Here is a 25,058-nt window from a genome sequence, read left to right on the forward strand (position 1 = left end):
CCCTAAATCAAATTATATCTAGTTATTTAGCTAGCCGCAGGATGACGATCGTCCATAAAATAGCGGCGTTTTATTTTTATCGTCATCGTTTACATCGATAAATAAAGAACGGCACAAAAACAGGTGCCCATTTACATTATTCTTTTGAGGTGGTTATGTTCAGAAAATTAGCAGCGGAATGTTTTGGTACATTCTGGCTTGTGTTTGGTGGGTGCGGTAGCGCAGTGCTCGCCGCAGCCTTCCCGGCGCTGGGGATTGGATTTGCCGGGGTCGCTTTGGCCTTCGGTTTAACTGTATTAACCATGGCATTTGCCGTCGGTCATATTTCCGGTGGACACTTAAACCCGGCGGTCACTTTAGGCCTGTGGGCCGGTGGTCGTTTCCCGGCGAAAGACGTGATTGGCTATATTATCGCTCAGGTTGTTGGCGGTATTATTGCTGCTGCGGTTTTGTATGTGGTTGCCAGTGGTAAAGCCGGTTTTGATGTCGCAGCCAGCGGCTTTGCTTCCAACGGCTTCGGGGAACACTCGCCAGGCGGCTATTCCATGTTGTCCGCCATTGTTATTGAAATTGTCCTGACCTGTGGCTTCCTGCTGGTGATTCATGGTGCAACAGATAAAAACGCGCCGACCGGCTTTGCCCCCATTGCGATTGGTCTGGCGCTGACCTTAATCCACCTGATCAGCATTCCGGTCACCAATACCTCTGTTAACCCGGCGCGAAGCACCGCGGTGGCGATCTTCCAGGGCGGCTGGGCGCTGCAACAGCTGTGGTTATTCTGGGTGATGCCCGTTATCGGCGGTATTCTGGGCGGCGTTCTGTATCGCACGCTGCTGGAAAAACGCGATTAACCATTTATCGGGTTTCACGCAAGGCCCGGCGAAGCCGGGCCTTTCTTTTCAGGCACAGCTTTACTCGGTTCTCTTATTTGGGTAGTGTCAGTGGCGCTCACCTCATTCAGCAAGGACCAGATCGTTCATGTTTTCGGGATTATTAATCATTCTGCTGCCATTGATTGTCGGCTACCTTATTCCTCTGCGTCACTCTTCAGCACTAAAACTTATCGCGCGCCTGTTGAGCTGGATTGTCTACGTTATCCTCTTTTTTATGGGGATTAGTCTCGCCTTCCTCGACAATTTATCCAGCAACCTGCTGTCCATTCTTCATTATGCTGTGGTCAGCGTCATTGTTATTCTGCTGTGTAATATTGCCGCATTAATGTGGCTCGAGCAGAAAATACCGTGGCGCCACCAGCACCGGCAGGAGAAATTACCTTCCCGTGTCGCAATGGCAATGGAATCCCTGCAGCTGTGCGGCGTGGTGCTTATTGGTTTCCTGATTGGCCTGAGCGGTTTGTCATTTTTACAGCATGCCACCGAGGCGAGCGAATATACGCTGATCTTCCTGCTGTTGCTGATTGGAATTCAGCTGCGTAATAACGGAATGACCTTGCGTCAAATTGTGCTTAATCGTCGCGGCATGATTGTGGCGGTGGTCGTCACCTTGAGTTCATTAGCCGGCGGCGTGATTAACGCCTTTATTCTCGACCTGCCGCTGAAGACCGGCCTGGCAATGGCCTCCGGGTTCGGCTGGTATTCGCTCTCCGGGATCCTGATGACTGAATCCTTCGGGCCGGTCATCGGCAGCGCCGCATTCTTCAACGACCTTTCCCGTGAGCTGCTGGCCATCATGCTGATCCCCGGACTGGTTCGCCGCAGCCGCTCCACGGCGTTAGGGTTGTGCGGTGCCACCTCAATGGACTTTACCCTACCGGTTTTACAGCGTTCCGGCGGCGTCGAGATTGTCCCTGCCGCCATTGTCCACGGTTTTGTTCTGAGCCTGCTGGTACCGGTGCTGATCGCCCTCTTCTCGGCCTGAAGCACTCAGCGCACTTACTCTGCCCCCGGAGACAGTATTCGCTACGGTCCCGGAGGAGCATCACCCTGCTGTTGAATTGTCTCTCGTGGCAGCGATCTGTCGCTGCCAAATTTGCGCTAAATCAATCTCCCTTTAAATTGTATCAGAAATACCTTTTCTCCCACTCTTTGCAGGCATAACCTTAAACATGCATTTTAAATATAACTTTAAAAGGTGTGATCATGTTTTGTGTGCAATGTGAACAAACCATCCGTACCCCGGCAGGCAACGGCTGCTCTTACGCGCAGGGTATGTGCGGTAAAACGGCAGAAACGTCCGATCTCCAGGATCTGCTGATTGCTTCCCTACAAGGTCTGTCTGCATGGGCAGTCAAGGCCCGTGAATATGGCATCATCAATCATGATGTTGATAATTTTGCCCCACGCGCATTTTTCTCCACGCTGACCAACGTTAACTTCGACTCTCCGCGTATTGCTGGCTACACGCGTGAGGCTATTGCCATGCGCGACGCGCTGAAAGCACAGTGCCTGAGCGTGGATGCGACCGTCGGCGTCGATAATCCGATGGCCGACCTACAGCTGGTAAGCGACGATCCCGGCGACCTGCAGCGTCAGGCGGCGGAATTTCCCCCCAACAAAGACAAAGCGGCTATTGGCGAGAACATTCTTGGCCTGCGTTTGCTCTGCCTGTACGGACTGAAAGGCGCAGCGGCCTATATGGAGCACGCGCACGTTCTCGGTCAGTACGACAATGACATCTATGCGCAGTACCACAAAATCATGGCATGGCTGGGTACCTGGCCTGCCGATCTGAACGCTCTGCTGGAGTGCTCAATGGAAATCGGCCAGATGAACTTCAAAGTGATGAGCATTCTGGATGCCGGTGAAACCACTAAATATGGCCACCCGACCCCGACTCAGGTCAATGTCAAAGCGAGCGAAGGCAAGTGCATCCTGATCTCCGGTCACGACCTGAAAGATCTCTACAGTCTGCTGCAACAAACCGAAGGCACCGGCGTCAACGTCTATACCCACGGTGAAATGCTGCCGGCGCACGGCTATCCGGAGCTGCGTAAATTCAAACATCTGATCGGTAACTACGGCAGCGGCTGGCAAAATCAGCAGGTAGAATTTGCCCGCTTCCCGGGGCCTATCGTGATGACTTCGAACTGCATTATCGACCCGACCGTTGGCGCCTATGATGACCGTATCTGGACGCGCAGCATTGTCGGCTGGCCGGGTGTCAAGCACATTGAAGGAGATAATTTTGCTGCGGTTATTACTCAGGCACAGCAGATGGCAGGCTTCCCGTACAGCGAAATTCCCCACCCGATCACCGTCGGCTTCGGTCGCCAGACGCTGCTGGGCGCCGCGGATACCCTGATCGACCTGGTAAGCCGTGAAAAACTGCGCCATATCTTCCTGGTTGGCGGCTGCGACGGCGCGCGCGGTGAACGTAACTACTTCACTGATTTCGCCACCAGTGTACCGGACGACTGCCTGATCCTGACCCTGGCCTGCGGTAAATACCGTTTCAACAAGCTGGAGTTCGGCGATATCGAAGGTTTGCCGCGCCTGGTGGATGCAGGTCAGTGCAACGATGCCTACTCGGCGATTATTCTGGCGGTCACCCTTGCAGAGAAACTGGGCTGCGGCGTGAACGATCTCCCGCTCTCACTGGTACTCTCCTGGTTTGAGCAAAAAGCGATTGTTATTCTGCTGACTCTGCTTTCTCTGGGGGTAAAGAACATCGTGACCGGCCCAACCGCCCCGGGCTTCTTTACGCCGGACCTGCTGGCAATTCTCAATGAGAAGTTCGGCCTGCGTTCAGTGACCACCGTCGAACAAGACATGCAGCAGCTGTTGAGCGCATAAGGATAAGAGAATGACCATGCCAACCCATCAGTGCCCGTGGCGGATGCAGGTTCATCACATCCATCAGGAAACGCCGGATGTCTGGACAATTTCACTGCTGTGTCACGATTATTATTCGTACCGCGCCGGGCAGTACGCGCTAGTGAGCGTACGTCATTCAGCGGAAACGCTGCGCGCCTATACCCTCTCCTCAACACCAGGGGTCAGCGAATACATTACGCTGACCGTTCGCCAGATTGACGAGGGTGCAGGCTCACAGTGGCTGACCCGTGACCTCAAACGCGGTGATTATCTCTGGCTGTCCGACGCGATGGGTGAGTTCACCTGTGAAAATAAAGCGGAAGACAAGTTCCTGATGTTGGCTGCCGGCTGCGGCGTTACGCCGATTATGTCAATGCGCCGCTGGCTGGCAAAATATCGTCCACAGGCCGATGTGCAGGTGATTTACAATGTTCGTTCGCCTCAGGATGTGATTTTCGCCGATGAGTGGCGGCAGTATCCGGTGACGCTGGTGGCGGAAAACAACGCCACCCATGGTTTTGTCGCCGGGCGTCTGACCACGGAATTACTGAACAGCGTGCCGGACCTCGCAGCCCGTACGGTAATGGCCTGCGGACCTGCACCTTATATGGATTGGGTCGGACAGGAAATAACCGCGCTTGGCGTGACCCGCTTCTTTAAAGAGAAATTCTTTACGCCGGTTGCACAAGCGGCCACCGATGGACTGAAGTTCAGCAAACTGCAGCCGGCGAAGGCGTTTTATGCGCCGGTCGGCACCACGCTGCTGGAGGCGCTGGAAAGCAACCAGGTGCCGGTGGCCATCGCCTGTCGCGCAGGCGTATGCGGCGGCTGCAAAACCAAAGTGGTTTCCGGCGATTACACGGTCAGCAGCACTATGACGCTGAGCGATGCAGAAATCGCTGACGGCTACGTACTGGCATGCTCCTGCTACCCGCAGGGAGATCTGGTACTGGCTTAACCCCCTATTGCCGGATGACGTGGCGTTTTTCCGACCTACGCAAGGAGCTGTAGGCCGGAAAAGCGTTTACGCTACGCTCCGGCAATATTCACCGCCAGACCGAATTTGCCGCCACAGAGAAACGTCCCGCCCCAAGACAGGCAATCGCCAGCGCCCCCATAAAGAAATAGACCAGGCTCTCAATTGCCCAGGCCCCGGTTTTATCCAACGACCCGGTTTCGCCCATGCCCACCATCAGCCACGCCACGATCATCGTAAACGCCAGCACCAGCGCCGCCGGGCGGGTAAGGATCCCCAGAATCAGCAGACAAGGCGCAACGACCTCCCCCACCAGTACGCCGTACGCGATAAAACCGGGCAATCCTTTAGCCACCAGCATGCCGCTAATGCCGTCCACGCCAGCAAAAAGCTTATGCAGCCCGTGAAACAGCATCAGCCCGCCCACCGCAAGTCGTAACAAGAGTTTGCCGACATCATCATGTGAAAGCATTTTATTAACATCATTTAACAGATTTTTAACCATTTGAAATGATTCCTGTTTAACATCTGGTGTGTTGACACAATATGCAGGATTTACCAACAATAAAACCAGCAAAAAATGAGGGGGATTAGCGGGCGGAACGGTCAGTTTCATCTAAGCTTGTAGGCGTTATCACAAAAAGGAGATGGAGAACCATGAAGCAAACCGTGGCGGCATACATAGCAAAAACACTTGAACAGGCCGGCGTAAAACGCATCTGGGGTGTCACCGGCGATTCACTCAACGGACTGAGCGATAGCCTGAACCGAATGGGCACCATTGCCTGGATGCCCACCCGACATGAAGAAGTCGCCGCCTTTGCGGCAGGCGCCGAAGCGCAGTTAACCGGAAAACTGGCAGTGTGCGCCGGTTCGTGCGGCCCGGGTAACCTCCATCTCATTAACGGCCTTTTTGACTGCCATCGCAACCATGTTCCCGTGGTAGCCATCGCCGCCCATATCCCCTCCAGTGAAATCGGCAGCGGCTATTTCCAGGAAACTCATCCGCAGGAGTTGTTCCGTGAATGCAGCCACTATTGCGAGCTGGTCTCCACGCCAGAGCAAATTCCGCAGGTGCTGGCCATCGCGATGCGTAAAGCGGTGATTAACCGTGGCGTATCGGTGGTGGTGCTGCCTGGCGACGTGGCGCTGAAAGCCGCGCCGGAGAACGCCAGCACGCACTGGTACGCCGCGCCGCTGCCAACGGTCACGCCGCCGGAGGAAGAGATCAAAAAGCTGGCGCAGGTACTGCGCTATTCCAGCAATATCGCCCTGCTGTGCGGCAGCGGCTGTGCTGGCGCGCACGCAGAGCTGGTCGAATTTGCCGCGAAATTAAAAGCCCCTGTCGTCCATGCCCTGCGTGGTAAAGAGCACGTTGAGTATGACAACCCCTATGATGTCGGGATGACCGGACTGATTGGCTTCTCCTCGGGTTTCCATACCATGATGAATGCCGATACCCTGGTGCTGCTGGGTACCCAGTTCCCCTACCGGGCCTTCTACCCCACCGACGCTAAAATCATCCAGATTGATATCAACCCCGGCAGCATCGGCGCCCACAGCAAAGTCGATATGGCGCTGGTCGGCGATATTCAATCCACGCTCGGCGCGTTGCTGCCGCATCTGGAAGAGAAAACCGACCGCACGTTTCTGGATAAAGCCCTCGAACACTATCGCGAAGCGCGTAAAGGGCTCGATGATCTGGCGAAACCAAGCGACAAAGCGATTCATCCGCAGTATCTGGCGCAGCAGATCAGCCACTTTGCCGCCGACGACGCGATTTTCACCTGTGACGTCGGAACGCCAACCGTCTGGGCCGCCCGCTATCTGAAAATGAACGGCAGGCGCCGCCTGCTTGGGTCGTTTAACCACGGTTCGATGGCTAACGCCATGCCGCAGGCGATTGGCGCCAAGGCGACAGCGCCGGATCGCCAGGTGGTGGCGATGTGCGGCGACGGCGGTTTCAGCATGTTGATGGGCGACTTCCTCTCGCTGGCGCAGATGAAGTTGCCGGTGAAAATTATCATTTTTAATAATAGCGTCCTTGGCTTCGTGGCAATGGAAATGAAAGCCGGGGGCTATCTGACCGACGGCACCGAATTGCACGACACCAATTTCGCCCGCATTGCTGAAGCCTGCGGGATCACAGGGATCCGCGTCGAAAAAGCCGACGAAGTTGATAGCGCGTTACAGACCGCGTTTAGTACCGATGGCCCGGTCCTGGTGGATGTTGTCGTCGCCAAAGAGGAACTGGCCATTCCCCCCCAGATCAAACTGGAGCAGGCCAAAGGATTTAGTTTGTACATGCTGCGCGCCATTATCAGCGGACGCGGCGATGAGGTAATCGAACTGGCGAAAACCAACTGGCTCAGGTAAAACATTCTTTTAGTTAATCCCTGAAATCATGCCTGATGCCGTGATGCGGCGCGCCCGGGAATCCCCCCGACGACAGCAGCACGCCTGTCGCCGGGGTCAGAAAAGGTGCGCCACAGCAGCCGCCTGAGGGATGATCTACCCAGAAGGAAATGCCGTGATAGATTTACGCAGTGATACCGTAACCCGCCCAGGACCCGCCATGCTGGAGGCGATGATGGCTGCGCCGGTCGGAGACGACGTGTATGGTGACGACCCGACGGTAAATGAACTTCAGCGTTACGCCGCACAGCTGGCCGCTAAAGAAGCCGCGCTGTTCCTGCCCACAGGCACCCAGGCTAACCTGGTCGGCCTGCTGAGCCACTGCCAGCGCGGCGAAGAGTATATTGTTGGCCAGGGCGCGCATAACTATCTGTATGAAGCGGGGGGAGCGGCAGTGCTGGGTAGCATCCAGCCGCAGCCAATCGACGCCGCCGCTGATGGCACTCTGCCGCTGGAGAAAGTCGCCGCGAAGATTAAACCTGACGATATCCACTTTGCTCCGACTCGCCTGCTGAGCCTTGAAAACACTCACAACGGTAAGGTTCTGCCGCGCGACTATCTCAAAGACGCCTGGCAATTCACCCGCCAGCACAATCTGGCGCTGCACGTTGACGGCGCGCGGATCTTTAATGCGGTCATGGAATACGATTGTGAACTGCGGGATATCGCTCAATATTGCGATTCTTTTACTATTTGTCTTTCTAAAGGGCTGGGTACGCCGGTCGGCTCGCTGCTGGTCGGTAGCCACGAGTACATTCGCCGCGCCACCCGCTGGCGGAAAATGGTCGGCGGCGGCATGCGCCAGGCCGGTATTCTGGCGGCGGCAGGGCTCTACGCCCTGCAAAACAACGTCCAACGGTTAAAAGAGGACCACGACAATGCGGCGTGGATGGCCGGGCAGCTCAGCGCAATCGGCGCCGATGTGACCCGGCATGATACCAACATGTTGTTTGTCCGCGTGGGGGAAGAACACGCCGAAGCACTGGGCGCATTTATGCAGCAGCGCGGCGTACTGATTAATGCTTCGCCAATCGTGCGCCTGGTGACTCATCTGGATGTCAGCCGCCAGCAGCTTGCGGACGTCGTCGGTCACTGGCAGGCATTTTTGCAGCGCTAAGGAGCCCGGCGTGTCGCAACGAATTCTGGTGCTCGGCGCCAGCGGCTATATCGGCCAGCATCTGGTGCAGGCATTAAGCGAACAGGGTTACCCGGTGCTAGCAGCGGCACGCCATGTCGACAGGCTGCAGAAACTCAATCTCCCGGGCGTAAGCTACCATCCGCTCGATCTTAACCAACCGCAGGGTCTGTCCGCCCTGTTGGCGCAGGTAGATACCGTGTACTATCTGGTGCACGGAATGGGCGAAGGCGGTGACTTTATTGCGCACGAACGCCGGGTCGCGGTCAACGTTCGCGATGCTCTGCGCGTCACGTCGGTCCGGCAGCTGATTTTTCTCAGTTCCCTGCAGGCGCCGGAAGCGGAACAATCGGATCATCTGCGCGCCAGGCAAATCACCGCCGACATTCTGCGGCAGTCCGCCGTACCGGTCACCGAACTGCGGGCGGGAATTATCATCGGCGCCGGTTCCGCCGCTTTCGAAGTGATGCGAGATATGGTCTACAACCTGCCGGTCCTGACACCACCGCGCTGGGTTCGCTCACGGACGACGCCTGTGGCGCTGGAAAACCTGCTCTATTATCTGGTGCAGTTACTGCACCATCCAGCCAGCGCTCATCGTGTACTGGAAGCCGCCGGACCAGAAGTATTAAGTTACCAACAGCAGTTCACTCGCTTTATGGGGGTGAGCGGCAAACATCGCCTGTTAATCCCGATTCCGTTTCCCACCCGCTGGATTTCGGTGTGGTTTCTCAATGTGATTACCTCCGTTCCTCCCACCATCGCTCGGGCATTGATTCAGGGGCTAAAGCACGATCTGATCGCCGACGATCGCGCCCTGCGAGCGCTGATCCCCCAGACGCTTATCTCCTTTGATGAGGCGGTGCGCTGCACGTTAAAAGACGAAGAACAGCTGGCGAACTCCAGCGACTGGGGCTATGACGCACAGGCGTTTGCCCGCTGGCGACCGGAGTATGGCTACTACCCTAAACAGGCCGGTTGTACGGTCAGCACCCATGCCAGCACGGCGGCGCTGTGGCAGGTGGTCAATCAAATCGGCGGCAAAGAGGGTTACTTCTTTGGCAACATTCTGTGGCAGATCCGCGGGGCGATGGATCTGCTGGTCGGCCACCGGCTGGCGAAAGGTCGTCCCGAACGCGCCAACCTGCAAACCGGAGATACGGTGGACAGCTGGAAGGTCATTATCGTCGAGCCGGAAAAGCAGCTAGCCTTATTATTCGGTATGAAAGCGCCCGGTCTGGGACGCCTGAGTTTTACGCTAAGAGATAAAGGCGATCGCCGCGAGCTGGATGTCCGCGCCTGGTGGCATCCTCACGGCATGCCCGGGCTGTTCTATTGGCTGCTGATGATCCCGGCGCACCTGTTTATCTTTCGCGGCATGGCGCGACGCATTGCCCGGATGGCCGAACAAATCACAGGCAAATAGGCAGTATGTGTGGCATTCTTTCATCATTCTCATTGCATCATGAGGAGAATCACGGAAAAATGCGCACGAAATTCTTTTCTGGGACAGTAGGTTGATATGAAGGTACTGGTTACCGGCGCGACCAGCGGATTAGGCCGCAACGCGGTGGAATATCTGCGTCATCAAGGCATCAGCGTCAGAGCCACCGGGCGTAATGAAGCAATGGGCAAGCTTCTGAGCAAAATGGGCGCCGAGTTTGTGCCTGCTGATTTAACCGAGCTGGTTTCTTCACAGGCCAAAGTGATGCTCGCCGGTATCGATACCCTGTGGCACTGTTCAAGCTTTACCTCTCCCTGGGGTACACAGCAGGCTTTTGATCTCGCTAACGTGCGGGCTACCCGCCGTCTTGGAGAGTGGGCCGTTGCCTGGGGGGTACGTAATTTCGTTCATATCTCCTCCCCGTCGCTCTATTTTGATTATCACCATCACCGCGATGTGCAGGAAGATTTCCGTCCGCAGCGTTTCGCCAATGAATTTGCCCGCAGCAAGGCGGCCAGTGAAGAGGTCATTCATCTGCTGGCCCAGGCAAACCCCAACACCCGCTTTACCATTCTGCGTCCGCAGAGCCTGTTCGGCCCCCATGATAAAGTGTTTATTCCTCGCCTGGCGCAAATGATGCAGCACTACGGTAGCGTCCTGCTGCCACGCGGCGGCGGCGCGCTGGTGGATATGACCTATTATGAGAATGCGGTACACGCGATGTGGCTCGCCAGCCAGCCGCAGTGCGATCATTTGCCCTCCGGCCGCGCCTGGAATATCACCAACGGCGAACCGCGTACGCTGAACAGCATCGTGCAGAAGCTGATTGATGAACTGGGCATTAAATGTCGGATCCGCTCAGTACCCTACCCGATGCTGGATATTATCGCCCGCAGTATGGAGCATTTTGGCAATAAGTCCGCCAAGGAACCCGCCTTTACCCACTACGGCGTCTCCAAGCTGAACTTTGATTTTACCCTTGATATCTCCCGCGCTCAGCAAGAGCTGGGTTATCAACCCGTGATTACGCTGGATGACGGTATTATTCGCACCGCCGCCTGGCTAAAGGACCACGGGAAATTACACCGCTAGCCTCAGGTTATCCCTGACCATACTTTTCCAGCAGCGCATCGGCGATGGCCTGGGTTTCAGCATCGGCGACGCCATCCCAGCGCGCCGGGCGAAAGTGCATCTGAAAGGCCATAATGACCCGTTTCTGTTGCGCCGGGGTCATCTCCGGCGTGACCTGATAGCCATAGCGAGAGAGCGTATCCAGCAGATCTGCGCTATCAACCGCTTGATACGACGGCCGACCGTGCAGATAAAACGCCACCCGACCGGCATCCGGCCATGCGCCAATACCCTGCTCCGCCAGTTGCCGCCATGGGAACAACGGCCCGGGATCGTCCTTACGCTGTGGGGCAATATCGGCGTGGGCAACCACGTTTTGCGGCGCAATGTGGTAGCGGGAAATAATATCTTTTGCCAGTGGAATCAGTGCATTAATCTGTGCCGGATTGAACGGTGTAAAGCTTTTCACTCCCGCGTTTTTCTGCCAGCCGCGGTTCTCCAGTTCAATGCCGATCGAAGTATCGTTAATGCGCGTACTGCCGCGCCAGAAGCTAATCCCCGCATGCCAGGCCAAATCTTGTTCCGGCACCAGTTGCCAGATCCGCGGTTTGCCCTGATACAGCGGCGGTTGCTGAGGGATCAGGTAGTGAGAGCTGACCTGATTGTCCGTCAGGGTCGCCAGGGAAACATCAAAGTCATCGGCGGTGTAGTGGATGACTAATATTTTCACTCTCGGATAGGCGGCCTGCGCCGGATGGCGAGTATCGAGTTGGTAACCATCGCGGTCAATAATCCCCTTTTCTGCCGCGCATCCCACCAGCAGCAGCGTTAGCAGCGCGACACTCAGGCCATGGCGCATCCTCACCGAGTCTGTACCGCCGTGCCGCTAACAGTGACCATCAGCATGCTGCCATCCTTGCCCACCGTCTCATAATCGATATCGATACCAACGACCGCGTTGGCGCCCAGCGCTTTTGCCTGCTCGCCCATCTCGCCAAATGCTATCTCCCGCGCCTTGCGCAGCTCTTTTTCATAGGACCCCGCGCGACCACCGACGATATCGCGGATACTGGCGAAGAAGTCGCGAAAAACGTTCGCGCCAAGGATCGCCTCTCCCGTCACGACACCGCAATATTTCACAATAGGTTGCCCTTCGAGGGTAGGAGTCGTTGAAAATTGCATCATAAAGTCCTTCTTTTGCGTTCAAGGTGTTAGCTCTGAGAGTCAAGCACATTGTTGTATCGATACGCTATGCTTGAAGAGATATTTTAACGTAGTGAGCTTATAAGGAAATCATTATGCGCGACAAACTCGTTGCTTTTATTATCCCGTGCGCGCTCGCGCTGAGTGCCTGTACCAGCGTCACTCCGGCCTATAAAGATAATGGCACCCGCAGCGGGGCCTGCGTCGAAGGTGGGCCGGATGAGGTGGCGCAGAAATTCTACGATTATCAGATCCAGCACCGGAATAACGACCTGACGGCCATGCGTCCTTATCTCAGCGACGATCTGGCCAGATTATTAAACGATGCCCGCCAGGATCCGTCCCGCAGCTCGCAGCTGCAATCGAACCTCTTCTCCAGCTCAACAACCCCGGCCGATAGCGCCAGCGTTGCCAGCGCCTCAACCATTCCAAACCGCGATGCCCGCAATATCCCTCTGCGCGTCGATTTAAAACAGGGCAGCCAAAGCTGGCAGGATGAAGTGCTGATGATTCAGGAAGGCCAGTGCTGGGCAGTCGACGACGTGCGTTATCTTGGCATCAACTCCCATGCCCCGGCCGGTTCACTGCAACAGAGTCTTGAAAAACGCGGATAAGGACGTGGAACCTACGCCGCTGAAACGATAACTCCGGTAAAATGTCGGTATTTCTCCAGGTTATGCCGACATTCGAGCCCCCCTACCCCACGAACCCATATTTTGTGCTAAGTTTAGAGGTAAATGTGGTTTACATTTAACTTTTAACGCATAAATATTGCATAACTATTCTGTCAAAGGTAGTATTTGCGGCCTCAATAGCTATTCGTATCAGACAGCCCAGATGAGTATTAAACTAAACGGCATTAACTGCTTCTACGGCGCGCATCAGGCGCTGTTCGACATCACGCTGGATTGCCCGCAGGGGGAAACGCTGGTGCTGCTCGGCCCCAGTGGCGCCGGGAAAAGCTCGCTGCTTCGCGTACTCAACCTGCTGGAAATGCCGCGTTCCGGGACATTACATATCTCCGGTAACCACTTCGACTTTACCAAAGCACCTTCTGACAAAGCCATTCGTGAGCTGCGCCAGAACGTGGGTATGGTTTTCCAACAGTATAATCTGTGGCCACACCTGACGGTGCAGCAAAACCTGATTGAAGCCCCCTGCCGCGTGCTGGGCTTAAGTAAAGACATGGCGCTCGCTCGCGCCGAAAAACTGCTGGAGCGTCTTCGTCTCAAGCCTTACAGCGATCGCTATCCGCTGCATCTTTCCGGTGGCCAGCAGCAGCGCGTCGCCATTGCACGCGCGCTGATGATGGAACCCCAGGTCCTGCTGTTTGATGAACCTACCGCAGCGCTCGACCCGGAAATCACCGCTCAGATCGTCAGCATTATCCGCGAACTGGCCGGTACCGGCATTACGCAGGTTATTGTCACCCATGAAGTGGAAGTGGCGCGTAAAACGGCAAGCCGCGTGGTGTATATGGAAAATGGTCACATCATTGAACAAGGGGATGCCAGCTGCTTTACGCATCCGCAGACCGACGCGTTTAAAAACTATCTTTCACATTGATGTTTTCGGGGAAATGACGATGAAAAAAGTACTGATTGCCGCGATCCTGGCCAGCATGAGCCTGTCAGCTACTGCGGCCCAGACCATTCGTTTCGCCACTGAGGCCTCCTACCCTCCGTTTGAATCGATCGATGCCAACAATAAAATTGTCGGTTTTGATGTCGATCTGGCCAACGCGCTGTGTAAAGAAATAGATGCTACCTGCACCTTTACCAACCAGGCGTTCGATAGCCTGATCCCCAGCCTCAAATTCCGCCGCGTCGATGCGGTGATGGCCGGGATGGATATCACCCCTGAGCGTGAAAAACAGGTGCTGTTCACCACCCCTTACTATGAAAATTCGGCGCTGTTTGTCGGTCAGCAGGGGAAATTCACCAGCCTTGAACAGCTGAAAGGCAAAAAAGTCGGTGTCCAGAACGGGACCACGCACCAGAAATTTATTAACGACAAACACCCTGAAATCACCACCGTGCCGTATGACAGCTACCAGAATGCGAAGCTGGATCTGCAAAATGGCCGTATTGATGCCGTGTTTGGCGATACTGCCGTCGTTACCGAGTGGCTGAAGAGCAATCCGAAGCTGGCCGCGGTGGGCGATAAAGTCACGGATAAAGACTACTTCGGCACCGGTCTGGGCATTGCGGTTCGCCAGGGCAATACCGAGCTGCAGCAGAAATTTAATGCTGCGCTGGAAAAAGTGAAAAAAGATGGGACTTACCAGACCATCTACAGCAAATGGTTTCAGAAGTAACGCTAAATGAATGAAATTTTTCCATTAGCAAGTGCCGCCGGGATGACCGTCGGCCTTGCCGTTTGCGCACTCATCATCGGCCTTGTACTGGCGATGTTGTTTGCCGTGCTGGAGTCAGTTAAATGGCGCCCACTGGCCTGGTTCGCAACCGGCGTGGTCACGATTCTGCGTGGGTTACCGGAGATTCTGGTCGTCCTGTTTATCTATTTCGGCTCCTCACAGCTGCTGCTTACGCTTTCTGACGGTTTTACGATCAATCTGGGTTTTGTGCAGATTCCGGTACAGATGCAGATTGAAAACTTCGACGTCAGTCCATTCCTGTGCGGCGCCATCGCGCTGTCCCTGCTCTACGCCGCTTACGCCTCGCAAACTCTGCGCGGGGCGCTCAAGGCGGTACCTCAGGGGCAATGGGAGTCCGGCCAGGCGCTGGGGCTATCGAAAGGGGCAATCTTCTTTCGTCTGGTGATGCCGCAAATGTGGCGTCATGCGCTGCCGGGCCTCGGCAACCAATGGCTGGTTCTGTTGAAAGATACCGCGCTGGTCAGTTTAATCAGCGTCAACGATCTGATGCTGCAAACCAAGAGTATCGCCACCCGCACTCAGGAACCGTTTAACTGGTATATCATCGCGGCGGCGATCTATCTGGTCATCACCCTGCTCAGTCAGTACATCCTCAAACGTATTGACCAACGTGCGACGCGCTTTGAACGGAGACCAGGCTGATGCTCGATTACTTACCCGAACTGCTAAAAGGGCTGCATACCAGCCTGACGCTGACGGCGGCTTCGATCGTCGTGGCGCTGATCCTGTCGCTGGTTTTCACCATCGTCCTGACGCTGAAAACGCCGGTGCTGGTGTGGATTGTTCGCGCTTACATCACCTTATTTACCGGTACGCCGCTGCTAGTGCAGATCTTTCTGATTTACTATGGCCCAGGTCAGTTCCCCTCTTTACAGAACTACCCGGTACTGTGGCATCTGATTTCTGAACCCTGGCTGTGTGCCATGATAGCCCTGTCCCTGAACAGCGCAGCCTACACCACACAGCTGTTTTATGGTGCGATCCGCGCCATCCCCGACGGCCAGTGGCAATCCTGTAGCGCGCTGGGCATGAACAAGAAAGACACGCTGGCGATTCTGCTGCCGTATGCCTTTAAACGCGCCCTCTCTTCTTATTCCAACGAGGTTGTACTGGTGTTCAAAAGTACCTCTCTGGCTTACACCATTACGTTGATGGAAGTCATGGGGTACGGTCAGCTCCTGTACGGACGCACCTACGACGTCACGGTATTTGGGGCGGCCGGTATTGTCTATCTCATCGTGAATGGTCTTCTGACGCTGCTAATGCGGTTAGTGGAGCGTAAAGCGCTGGCGTTTGAACGACGGAATTAGCGTTGGCCGGCGCCCGCAGCGCACGTCGCGAGTAGGCCGCATGAAATAAATGCATAAATAGCAAAAACAAAGACGGGTATGTCTATATAATTCCCGTCTTTTTTATTTTCATGAAAATAATTATACGTAATTATTGAATATAAATTCATTTGATGGCATTGTGAAAATCAGCCGTAGACACGGCATAACATCATAAGATTGACCGACGGGAGTTCCACGATGAAAAAGTTAGTTCTGGCTGCACTGCTTTCCTCTTTCGCCTTTGGCGCCGCTGCCGCAGAAAAAATCAGCTTCGGCGTTTCAGCAACCTACCCTCCTTTTGAATCCATGGATGCTAACAATCAGATCGTGGGTTTCGATCTGGATCTGGCGAAAGCACTGTGCAAACAGATGCAGGCTGACTGTACCTTTACCAACCACGCTTTCGATAGCCTGATCCCGGCGCTGAAATTTAAAAAATATGACGCGGTGATTTCCGGTATGGATATTACTCCGGAGCGCAGTAAGCAGGTCGCATTTACCGATCCGTACTACGCTAACTCGGCGCTGGTCATTGCTAAAAAAGACGCCTTCCACTCCTTTGCCGATCTGAAAGGCAAACGTATTGGCATGGAAAACGGCACCACCCACCAGAAATATCTGCAGGACAAGCATCCGGAAGTCAAAACCGTCGCCTATGACAGCTATCAGAACGCGATTATCGACCTGAAAAATGGCCGTATTGACGGAGTGTTTGGCGATACCGCCGTGGTGAATGAGTGGCTGAAGACCAACCCGCAACTGGGTGCAGCGACCCCGAAAGTGACCGATCCGCAGTACTTCGGCACCGGCCTCGGCATTGCGGTACGTCCGGACAACAAGGCGCTGCTGGAAAAACTCAACGGCGCGCTGAAGGCAATTAAAGCGGATGGTACATATCAGAAAATCAGCAACCAGTGGTTCCCAGAATAATCCCCTGCTGCCCCGGCTCACGCCGGGGCGACTCTCCGGCCAGCACGGCCTGACCTGAGAAACATCGCTATGAGTGCAACGGTAGGGTAAAGCGGAAGCTGGCCCCTGTCGGTACATCCACCAGGTGAATATCACCGCCGTGCAGCTGCAGCATCCGCCGCACAATCATCAGCCCTAACCCCCCTCGCGATTGCGGGCTCTGACCGGGTTCAAGCACCGACGGACGCTCAAACAATGTGGCCCGCAGTTCACCGGCAACCCCGGGACCGCTATCGGCGACCTCAACCACCATCTCCGTCCCCTGCTGGCGAGCCGTCAGACTGATATTGCCGCCATCCGGCGTGTGGCGAATCGCATTATCCAGTAAATTGGTCAACACCCGTTCCATCATCGATAAATCCGCCACCACCGGCGGCAATCCCCCAGCCAGCGAGAGATGTAATCGAATCTGGCGGGTGGCAATCGCCAGGTCGAACTTCTGCGCCACGTCCTGCACCAACTCCGCCAGCACAAATTTCTCCGGCTGCAGCTTAATGCCACCATGCTCCAGGCGCGCCAGCTCAAACAACTGCTGGGAAAGAGAGCGAACTTTATTCCCCTGGCGCAGCGCAATATTGAGGTAACGTTTGCTCTCTTCGGCACTCAGCCGATCGGCTTTCAGCGTCAGCGTCTCCAGATAGCCCAGCAGCGACGTCAGCGGAGTACGCAGATCGTGAGAAATATTGGCGATAAACTCACGCCTTTGCCGATCGCTGTCGGCCAGTCGATCCCACTGTCCGGCGATCTGCCGGGCCAGGTCAATAAACCGGTTATGCAGGATCGCCACTTCATTGCCGGGATGCGGATCCGGCGCCTGCGCCGCCAGCAGTTTAATCGCCCCGATGCTATCTTCTCCGGGGATACCCACCTGCGCGGTCAGCTGACGTACCGGGCGCGTTACCCAATACCAGGCAAGGCCGCCGGCCAGCAGACCAAACAGGACCACCAGCAGCAGTGTCCAGATAAGCAAGCTCCCCAGCGTCTTCTGCCAGGCGCTGGCCGCCAGCTCATTAAAGGTTTCCCCTTGCAGAATAATATAGAGATAGCCGCGCAGTTGGCCGTCAACATTCAGCGGCGCCACGCTGAAGACCTTGCGCTGATCCTGGCTACGCGGATCGTCACCGTACACGGGCCAGGTGCCACCGGAGAGAAACGTCTGTATCGGCGCGATGTTAATGCGCTGGCGTTTGATATGACCCGGCGGCGCAGCATCGGCCAGCAGCTCGCCGTCAGGAGAGACGAGATAGAGCTCGACGCTGGGGTTGAAGACCATCAGCCGGTCGAAAAGCGGTTTCAGCGCCTCGCGATTGACCTGGCCCCGCGCATCGAGCAGCGGTTCACGGGCAACAATCTGCTGCGCCAGCCCGACCGAAAGACGCTGGACCATCGCATTACCGTATTGCGCGCTACTATACAGTTGAACCGCACAGACCGCCGCCGCACAAAGCAGCAGCAGAGAGGTGAACACCAGCGCCAGGCGCTGGCTCAGGCTTAATCGGCGCATCATTTCCCCGCACCTTTACGCGCGGGCGCGAATTTATAGCCCTTGCCCCAGACCGTCAGAATGATTTCCGGCTCCGCCGGGTCGCGTTCGATTTTACTACGCAGGCGGTTGATATGCGTATTAACCGTATGCTCATAGCCCTCATGCTGGTAGCCCCAGACGCGGTCAAGCAGAGCCAGACGAGAAAAAACCTCGCCGGGATGGCGGGCAAAGTAGTACAGCAGGTCAAATTCGCGCGGCGTCAGATCCACCAGTTCGTCACGCAGTCTGATTTCGCGCGAAAGCGGGTCGATGCTCAGACCGTGGCAATCAATACGCCCGGCGTCCATCAGCAAATTTAGCCCCATCGCCTCCTGGCGGCGAAAGAGCGCTTTGACTCGCGCAACCAGTTCGATAACCGAAAACGGTTTGGCCAGGTAGTCGTCCGCCCCCATTTCCAGCCCCAGCACGCGATGCGTCTCGCTGGAGCGGGCGCTGATAATAATCACCGGCAGGTAGCGGGTCATCTGGCGAATGCGCCGGCAAATCTCCAGCCCATCGACATTGGGCAGCATCAGATCAAGAATCGCCGCATCCCAGTCGCCCTTTTCCAGCTGGACCAGCGCCTGCGCGCCGTCCGCTTCATGCACAATCTGATATCCCTCATCCTGCAGATTTAAACGCAGCAACGCGGCAATATCGTCGTCATCTTCGACCAACAGAATTTTCTTTGCCATGGGTATTGCTCCGCTAATTTCACTTTATTATTAGCCAAGCTTACCCGATTTACGCCGGCAAAAGAGTTCACATTTTGTTTAAACCTGGCGAACCAGCAGCATCAGCACTTCGTAGTGGGCGGTATGAGGGAACATATCAAACAGCTGTACCCGCTCAACCCGATAGCCCGACAGTCGCGCGATATCTTTCGCCATCGTCTGCGCGTTACAGCTGGAGTAGATAATAAAGGACGGCGCCATACGGCATAAATAGTCGCACAGCTCATGGCCGATACCGCGGCGCGGCGGGTTGACCAGCACCAGGTCAGGGATCTCTCCCTCTGCGGTGGCAAACTGCGTCGAGTCCAGCGCCTGGAAATGAAGATTGGTCAGACCCAGTTCTGCAGCAGACTGCTTCGCGCTGGCGATAGCCTCCTGCGCAATCTCAATCCCGGTCAGGCGCATTTGCGCGCTGGCGCAGTGCAGGCCAAAGCCCCCCACTCCGCAGAACAGGTCCCACATATGATTGACCGGCAGCTGGCGTACCCAATCGCGGGCGGTCGCATACAGCTGGCTGGCAACGGTTGGATTGGTTTGAAAGAAGCTCTGCGGGCGGATCCACAAGGGGACGCCGTTAAAGTTCTCCGCCAGCGCAGGCCGATCGCTTAAGAGAATCTCCTGCTCACCTTCCATAATAGCCATATGTATCGGCTGAATATTGGCGGTAATCACCTTCAACTGCGGGAGCTGCGCCTGCAGCCACGGCAGCGCGGCGCGGAGCTGCTCCAGTTTTGCCGGAGAGCGCAGCACAAAACGCAGCATCATGCCGCCGTCCAACTGGCTTTCCGTCAGCAGCAGATACTTCAACTCGCCGCGCTTGCGGGCAACGTTATAGGGCGTTAACCCGGCGCGGGCGATAAATGGTTTAAGCACGGCAAAAACCGGCACAAAACTAGCCGGATAGAGCGGACATTCGGTCAGGTCTTCCGGGCTGCCATCGCGGTGCAACATCCCCAGCAGCGGGCGTTCAACGCTGCCGCTGACCACCATTTTGGCTTTGTTGCGAAAACCGGCCTCCGGGCCGGAAACCGGCTCAAACCATGTCTTCACCGGGCTGTCTGCCAACAGCGCTCTGAGGTCGGCCATTTTACTGGCGAGCTGTTGTGTTAACGGCCGTTCCAGCCACTGACAGGAGCGACAGCGTCCCGCGTCATAGAGTGCGCAGTGCATAAAAAGACCTTCCAGAAATCAGGGGCGGGGATTGTATCACCGTTATTGCAGCCGGAAAAACCGTCGACACGACGCCGGAACAAACAGCAGCACCAGCACCAGGAAATCGGGCAATTTTTGCATCACCAGTGAATGCAGAATTTCACGCTTTGACTCGCCGGCAATGCTGAACAGCTCCGGGTAGCCATACCCCAGCGAGGCCGCCCAGAGATAACCGGTGACAATAATTTGCGTCAGGAGAAAGATCCAGCGCGCCAGATTCCGCCCTTTCACCAGTGAAAATGCGCACCAGATCTCAATAAAGACCAGCAGCAGGCTGGAGAGAAACACCAGCGTCAAGGTCCATGTCTGCACGCTACGTTGAATGAACGCCTCTATCCCAGCGATACCCAGTTGATTGAGGATCATCAGCAGATCCACGCCACGAATCAAAATAATGGCGAATGCCGCCACCTGCACCAGCGCAGGAACGTTAAGACGCGCATGAGATGAACGAGTTTTTGTAAACAGTCCCAACGGAAACGTCTTCCATGAAAACGGCGTCACACCTTCGCGACGCCGATACCAGTTTTACCGTAGATTTTAGGGGCTTCAGTTGCGTCTTGCACGCTGGATATCGCGAACCCGCTGCTTTTCTGCGCGCGCCATCAAATACCAGGCGATAAAACCAACAATGCCGACCACGCCGAGGATTAAGGTTGCCAGGGCGTTGATTTCCGGGTTCACCCCCATGCGCACGCTGGAGAAGACCAGCATCGGCAAGGTGGTGGCTCCAGGCCCGGAAACAAAGCTGGCGATGACCAGATCGTCCAGTGATAAGGTAAACGCCAGCAGCCAGCCGGAGATCACCGCCGGCATGATCATCGGCAGCGTAATGATGAAAAAGACCTTCAGCGGCGGCGCGCCTAAATCCATCGCCGCCTCCTCAATAGAGTGGTCCAATTCACGCAGGCGCGACGAAATGACCACCGCCACGTAGGCGGTACAGAAAGTCACGTGCGCCAGCCAGATGGTCAACATGCCGCGATCCGACGGCCAGCCGATGGCGTGCCCGAGCGCAACAAAAAGCAGCAGCAGCGACAGCCCGGTAATGACATCCGGCATCACCAACGGCGCCGTAATCATAAAGGCAAAGCCGTTTGATCCCCGAAAGCGACCAAAGCGCACCATCACCACCGCGGCAATGGTGCCCAGAATCGCCGCCGCCGTCGCCGCACAGGTTGCGATGGTCAGACTCAGCCCGACAGCGCTCATCATCGCATCATCATGGAACAACTCGCCGTACCAACGTGTCGACCAACCTGCCCACACCGTCACCAGCTTCGAGCTGTTGAATGAGTAAATCACCAGCATTAGCATCGGCGCATATAAAAAGGTAAAGCCGAGCACAAGGATTAAAATTCGCCACGGCGAACGGACTACCGGCAAATCATTCATCCATGATCCCCCATCTGTTTTTGCTGATGTTTGTGGAACCACATAATCGGCACGATCAGCAGGAGCAGCATCACAATGGCGACTGCCGAGGCAACCGGCCAGTCGCGGTTATTAAAGAACTCCTGCCACAGGACCCGCCCGATCATAATGCTGTCCGGCCCCCCCAGCAGTTCCGGGATCACGAACTCCCCTACCGCCGGGATAAAGACCAGCATCGAACCAGCGATAATTCCGCCTTTGGTCAACGGGACGATCACCTGGAAGAAGGTCTTCAACGGCCGGGCGCCCAGATCCAGCGACGCCTCCACCAGAGAGTAGTCAATCCGCGTCAGCGCGGTATAGATAGGCAGCACCATAAACGGCAGGTAGGCGTAAACAATACCGATATAAACGGCCAGATTGGTATGCAGGATCTCCAGCGGCTGATCGATAACCCCTAACCACAGCAGGAAATTATTCAGCACGCCGTTGCTTTTCAGCAACCCCATCCACGCATAAACGCGGATCAGGAATGAGGTCCACGATGGCAGGATCACCAGCAGCAGCAGAATATTTCGTGTTGACGGTTTACTGTGCGCCACCGCCCATGCCAGCGGATAGCCCAGCAGCAGGCAGCAAAATGTCGAAATTCCCGCCACCTGCAACGACTGCAGATAGGCTTCAAAATAGAGCGGATCGCCGGTCAACTGCAGGAAGTTGCCGAGGTTCAGTGTCAACGTGAGCTGACCGTCCGCCCACTCCCACAGATCGGTGTAGGGAGGGATCGCTCTCGCCATCTCCGCCAGGCTGATTTTAAATACGATCAGGAACGGCAGCAGAAACAGCAGAATCAGCCACAGATAGGGCAGCGCGATCACCAGTTTGCGACCATGCGCCATCTGCAAACGCGTGAGCCATCGGGCAAAACCGCCCGTTTTTTGCCCCCCGGCCGGTGGTTCTAATATACTCATCGCCCTCTCCTTACACCGTCAGAACAACGCAGCTGTCGGCATCCCAGCACAAACGCACTTCATCGCCCCAGGTTGGCGCCCCCTTGCGGTGGCGATGTTCGTTCTGCAACTGAGCGCTGATCATCTGTCCACTTTGCAGCCGTACGTGGTAGATAGACAGGTCGCCGAGGTAGGCGATATGTATCACCTCTCCTACCGCAAAGTTGTAGCCATCCGCCGGCGGCTCATCGCAGAGCATAATTTTTTCCGGGCGCAGAGCGACCCACACCGGTACATTGTCGATGATGGAAGCATCAGGATCGACTTTCAGCGGATGCGTCAGTCCCGGTGAGCTCAGTACCAAACCATCTTCCAGGCGATCTTTTACCAACCCTTCAAACACGTTGACCGAGCCGATAAATTCCGCACTATAGCGGGTTGTCGGATGCTCATAGATCTCCTCGGGCTCACCGATTTGCACGAACTTCCCGCGGTTCATAATGGCAATACGTCCCGCCATGGTCATCGCCTCTTCCTGATCGTGGGTCACCATGACGCAGGTGGCCCCCACGCGCTCAAGGATATCCACCACTTCCAGCTGCATGCGATCACGGAGCTTTTTATCCAGCGCACCCATCGGCTCATCGAGCAGCAGCAGTTTTGGCCGTTTTGCCAGGCTACGGGCCAGCGCCACGCGCTGACGCTGACCGCCGGAAAGCTGATGCGGTTTGCGTTTGGCGAACTCCTGCATATGCACCAGCGCCAGCATCTCCTGCACCCGGCTGACGATTTCAGCTTTTGGCAACTTGTCCTGCTTCAGACCAAAGGCAATGTTCTGCTCCACCGTCATATGGGGGAACAGCGCATAGGACTGAAACATCATATTGATTGGCCGCTGATAGGGCGGCACGCGAGACAGGTCCACACCATCGAGCATAATTTGCCCGGCCGTTGGCTCCTCAAAGCCGGCCAGCATGCGCAACAGCGTCGATTTACCACAGCCGGATGCGCCCAGCAGTGCGAAGATTTCACCTTTATAAATCGTGAGGTTGACGTCATCGACGGCATGCTGTCCGTCGAAAGACTTCGTCAGATTACGGATTTCCAGCAGCGGGGTCAGCGCTTTGGGGGTTTTCGCTTGTGGGCGGGGAATTGCGTCATTCACTCAGGTGCTCTCCGGCAAAAAACTTCCACCGTATGGCCCGGTTGCCATACATTGAACCTTACAGTGCAGGTGCACCATCCTGGTGCATATATTCGCTGCACTTTTATCCGTTTGTTGCCCGGTCGCATGGCGAAACCATCCGACCGGGTCAGACCTTTTCAGACCCGGTGAACCGGGCCATCAGGTTTTATTTCCCACTTTTGACTTTCGTCCACGCACGCGTACGTACGCGGTCGATTTTCGGATCCTGCACCTTCAGGGTGAACAGTTTGGCGAACACATCGGCTGGCGGGTAGATAGCCGGATTATTACGGATGGCTTCGCTGACCAGCGGCGTGGAGGCCTTGTTACCGTTGGCGTAGTACACCTTATCGCTGATTTTAGCGATAACATCCGGGCGCATCAGATAGTTAAGGAATTGATAAGCCTCGTCTTTATTTTTCGCATCCGCTGGCATCGCGAAGACGTCAAAGAACGCCAGCGCCCCCTCTTTAGGAATAAAGTAGGTGACGTTGACGCCATTTTTCGCCTCTTTGGCGCGATTGGCCGCCTGCCAGACATCACCCGCCCAGCCGATGGCGACGCAGATATCGCCGTTGGCAAGATCGTTAATGTACTGTGAGGAGTGGAAGTAGCGAATATTCGGTCGCAGCTTCAGCAGTAGATCGGTCGCCGGGCCGGTGTAGTCATCGGCTTTAGAGCTGTTCGGATCCTTGCCCAGATAGTTCAGGACGGTGGCAAAGATCTCTTCCGGCGCGTCGAGGAAGGAGACGCCGCAGCTTTTCAGTTTTTCCAGATTCTCCGGCTTGAGCACCAGATCCCAGCTATTAAGCGGCGCATCTTTACCCAGCGCCGCTTTCACTTTATCAACGTTATAGCCAATGCCGGTGGTCGCCCACAGGTACGGCATCGCATACTTGTTATCCGGGTCGTGTTTGGCGACCAGCTTCAGGACTTCCGGGTCAAGATTCTTCCAGTTTGGCAGCTTGCTCTTGTCCAGCGGCTGGAAGACACCTGCCGCCAGCTGACGTTCAAGGAAGCTGGCGGACGGGACCACCAGGTCAAAACCGGTGCTGCCCGCCATTAATTTTCCTTCCAGCACTTCGTTGGAATCAAAAACGTCGTACACCACTTTAATACCGGTCTCTTTTTCAAAATTTGCCACCGTATCCGGCGCAATATAATCAGACCAGTTATAAACATGCAGGGTTTTTTGTTCAGCGGCGAATGAACCGGCAGAGACGGCCATCAACGCACCCGTAACCAGACCTGTTAACCATTTTTTACCAAAGGCGTTCATATCTCTTTTTTCCTTCTCAATGCCCGTTAACAAGCGGGCTTAATGTACGCACTTGTCTGCATGCAATAATCATGCATATTTTC

The 25,058-nt window shown here is 55.7% G+C and carries 25 protein-coding genes; 14 read left to right on the plus strand and 11 right to left on the minus strand.

The window, feature by feature from the left end; all coding sequences use genetic code 11:
• Positions 1-155: 155 nt before the first annotated feature.
• From aqpZ to hcr, 4 genes are all read left to right on the plus strand, one after another.
• Positions 156-851 carry an aquaporin Z gene (gene aqpZ, locus ACZAHD_RS00690; protein WP_462455077.1) on the plus strand — a complete coding sequence of 232 codons (696 nt, stop codon included), beginning with the start codon at positions 156-158 and terminating at the stop codon, positions 849-851.
• 127 nt (positions 852-978) lie between these two features.
• On the plus strand, positions 979-1,878 hold the full coding sequence (locus tag ACZAHD_RS00695) for a LysO family transporter (protein ID WP_462455078.1): 900 nt from the start codon (positions 979-981) through the stop codon (positions 1,876-1,878).
• Positions 1,879-2,099: 221 nt separating this feature from the next.
• On the plus strand, positions 2,100-3,752 hold the full coding sequence (gene hcp, locus ACZAHD_RS00700; protein ID WP_462455079.1) for a hydroxylamine reductase: 1,653 nt from the start codon (positions 2,100-2,102) through the stop codon (positions 3,750-3,752).
• Between the two features lie 10 nt (positions 3,753-3,762).
• Entirely contained in the window at positions 3,763-4,731 is a 969-nt protein-coding gene (gene hcr, locus ACZAHD_RS00705) for an NADH oxidoreductase (RefSeq protein ID WP_462455080.1), read from the plus strand.
• 88 nt (positions 4,732-4,819) lie between these two features.
• Here hcr and ACZAHD_RS00710 read toward each other — a convergent pair whose 3' ends face one another.
• A complete protein-coding gene (locus tag ACZAHD_RS00710; protein ID WP_462455081.1) occupies positions 4,820-5,254 on the minus strand; it encodes a DoxX family protein in 435 nt (144 codons plus the stop codon).
• 152 nt (positions 5,255-5,406) lie between these two features.
• Here ACZAHD_RS00710 and poxB point away from each other — a divergent pair, with 152 nt between their 5' ends.
• From poxB to ACZAHD_RS00730, 4 genes are all read left to right on the plus strand, one after another.
• Complete coding sequence (gene poxB, locus ACZAHD_RS00715) at positions 5,407-7,125, plus strand: ubiquinone-dependent pyruvate dehydrogenase (protein WP_462455082.1); 1,719 nt, start codon at positions 5,407-5,409, stop codon at positions 7,123-7,125.
• A gap of 154 nt (positions 7,126-7,279) precedes the next feature.
• Positions 7,280-8,281: a low-specificity L-threonine aldolase gene (ltaE, locus tag ACZAHD_RS00720; RefSeq protein ID WP_462455083.1), complete on the plus strand. Its 1,002-nt coding sequence runs from the start codon at positions 7,280-7,282 to the stop codon at positions 8,279-8,281.
• 10 nt (positions 8,282-8,291) lie between these two features.
• Positions 8,292-9,725 carry a DUF2867 domain-containing protein gene (locus ACZAHD_RS00725; protein WP_462455084.1) on the plus strand — a complete coding sequence of 478 codons (1,434 nt, stop codon included), beginning with the start codon at positions 8,292-8,294 and terminating at the stop codon, positions 9,723-9,725.
• 96 nt (positions 9,726-9,821) lie between these two features.
• Positions 9,822-10,835, plus strand: coding sequence for an NAD-dependent epimerase/dehydratase family protein (locus ACZAHD_RS00730; RefSeq protein WP_462455085.1), 1,014 nt, complete (start codon positions 9,822-9,824; stop codon positions 10,833-10,835).
• Positions 10,836-10,842: 7 nt separating this feature from the next.
• On the opposite strand, the gene ACZAHD_RS00735 is transcribed toward ACZAHD_RS00730, so the two are convergent.
• Both ACZAHD_RS00735 and ACZAHD_RS00740 read right to left on the minus strand, forming a co-directional pair.
• Positions 10,843-11,673: an N-acetylmuramoyl-L-alanine amidase gene (locus ACZAHD_RS00735; RefSeq protein WP_462455086.1), complete on the minus strand. Its 831-nt coding sequence runs from the start codon at positions 11,671-11,673 to the stop codon at positions 10,843-10,845.
• Between the two features lie 2 nt (positions 11,674-11,675).
• Entirely contained in the window at positions 11,676-11,996 is a 321-nt protein-coding gene (locus ACZAHD_RS00740) for a heavy metal-binding domain-containing protein (RefSeq protein ID WP_095098017.1), read from the minus strand.
• 116 nt (positions 11,997-12,112) lie between these two features.
• Here ACZAHD_RS00740 and ACZAHD_RS00745 point away from each other — a divergent pair, with 116 nt between their 5' ends.
• The 6 genes from ACZAHD_RS00745 to artJ all read left to right on the plus strand — a co-directional run bounded on the left by ACZAHD_RS00745 (position 12,113) and on the right by artJ (position 16,676).
• A complete protein-coding gene (locus ACZAHD_RS00745; protein WP_462455087.1) occupies positions 12,113-12,631 on the plus strand; it encodes a lipoprotein in 519 nt (172 codons plus the stop codon).
• Positions 12,632-12,854: 223 nt separating this feature from the next.
• A complete protein-coding gene (gene artP, locus ACZAHD_RS00750) occupies positions 12,855-13,583 on the plus strand; it encodes an arginine ABC transporter ATP-binding protein ArtP (RefSeq protein ID WP_462455088.1) in 729 nt (242 codons plus the stop codon).
• Between the two features lie 19 nt (positions 13,584-13,602).
• Positions 13,603-14,334 carry an arginine ABC transporter substrate-binding protein ArtI gene (gene artI, locus ACZAHD_RS00755; protein WP_462455089.1) on the plus strand — a complete coding sequence of 244 codons (732 nt, stop codon included), beginning with the start codon at positions 13,603-13,605 and terminating at the stop codon, positions 14,332-14,334.
• Positions 14,335-14,340: 6 nt separating this feature from the next.
• On the plus strand, positions 14,341-15,057 hold the full coding sequence (gene artQ, locus ACZAHD_RS00760; RefSeq protein ID WP_462455090.1) for an arginine ABC transporter permease ArtQ: 717 nt from the start codon (positions 14,341-14,343) through the stop codon (positions 15,055-15,057).
• Positions 15,057-15,725 (plus strand): arginine ABC transporter permease ArtM, encoded by a 669-nt coding sequence (artM, locus tag ACZAHD_RS00765; RefSeq protein ID WP_462455091.1) that lies wholly within the window; start codon positions 15,057-15,059, stop codon positions 15,723-15,725. The genes artQ and artM overlap by 1 nt, the downstream gene beginning before the upstream one ends.
• 219 nt (positions 15,726-15,944) lie before the next feature.
• On the plus strand, positions 15,945-16,676 hold the full coding sequence (artJ, locus tag ACZAHD_RS00770) for an arginine ABC transporter substrate-binding protein ArtJ (protein WP_462455092.1): 732 nt from the start codon (positions 15,945-15,947) through the stop codon (positions 16,674-16,676).
• Between the two features lie 67 nt (positions 16,677-16,743).
• Here artJ and ACZAHD_RS00775 read toward each other — a convergent pair whose 3' ends face one another.
• From ACZAHD_RS00775 to potF, 8 genes are all read right to left on the minus strand, one after another.
• On the minus strand, positions 16,744-18,222 hold the full coding sequence (locus ACZAHD_RS00775; RefSeq protein ID WP_462455093.1) for a sensor histidine kinase: 1,479 nt from the start codon (positions 18,220-18,222) through the stop codon (positions 16,744-16,746).
• The gene (locus ACZAHD_RS00780) at positions 18,219-18,935 is read right to left on the minus strand and encodes a response regulator transcription factor (RefSeq protein ID WP_462455094.1); all 717 of its coding nucleotides are present in this window, start codon (positions 18,933-18,935) and stop codon (positions 18,219-18,221) included. The genes ACZAHD_RS00775 and ACZAHD_RS00780 overlap by 4 nt, the downstream gene beginning before the upstream one ends.
• A gap of 78 nt (positions 18,936-19,013) precedes the next feature.
• Positions 19,014-20,144, minus strand: coding sequence for a 23S rRNA (uracil(747)-C(5))-methyltransferase RlmC (gene rlmC, locus ACZAHD_RS00785; protein WP_462455095.1), 1,131 nt, complete (start codon positions 20,142-20,144; stop codon positions 19,014-19,016).
• A gap of 42 nt (positions 20,145-20,186) precedes the next feature.
• Complete coding sequence (locus ACZAHD_RS00790; protein ID WP_462455096.1) at positions 20,187-20,660, minus strand: YbjO family protein; 474 nt, start codon at positions 20,658-20,660, stop codon at positions 20,187-20,189.
• Between the two features lie 75 nt (positions 20,661-20,735).
• Positions 20,736-21,581, minus strand: a complete 846-nt coding sequence (gene potI, locus ACZAHD_RS00795; RefSeq protein ID WP_462455097.1) for a putrescine ABC transporter permease PotI — start codon at positions 21,579-21,581, stop codon at positions 20,736-20,738.
• Entirely contained in the window at positions 21,578-22,531 is a 954-nt protein-coding gene (potH, locus tag ACZAHD_RS00800) for a putrescine ABC transporter permease PotH (RefSeq protein WP_462455098.1), read from the minus strand. The genes potI and potH overlap by 4 nt, the downstream gene beginning before the upstream one ends.
• A 10-nt stretch (positions 22,532-22,541) precedes the next feature.
• Positions 22,542-23,675, minus strand: a complete 1,134-nt coding sequence (gene potG, locus ACZAHD_RS00805) for a putrescine ABC transporter ATP-binding subunit PotG (RefSeq protein WP_462455099.1) — start codon at positions 23,673-23,675, stop codon at positions 22,542-22,544.
• A 187-nt stretch (positions 23,676-23,862) separates the two neighbouring features.
• Positions 23,863-24,975, minus strand: a complete 1,113-nt coding sequence (gene potF, locus ACZAHD_RS00810) for a spermidine/putrescine ABC transporter substrate-binding protein PotF (RefSeq protein WP_462455100.1) — start codon at positions 24,973-24,975, stop codon at positions 23,863-23,865.
• Positions 24,976-25,058: the final 83 nt, after the last annotated feature.

The sequence above is a fragment of the Raoultella sp. genome, from assembly GCF_039594335.1.
GTDB lineage: Bacteria > Pseudomonadota > Gammaproteobacteria > Enterobacterales > Enterobacteriaceae > Klebsiella.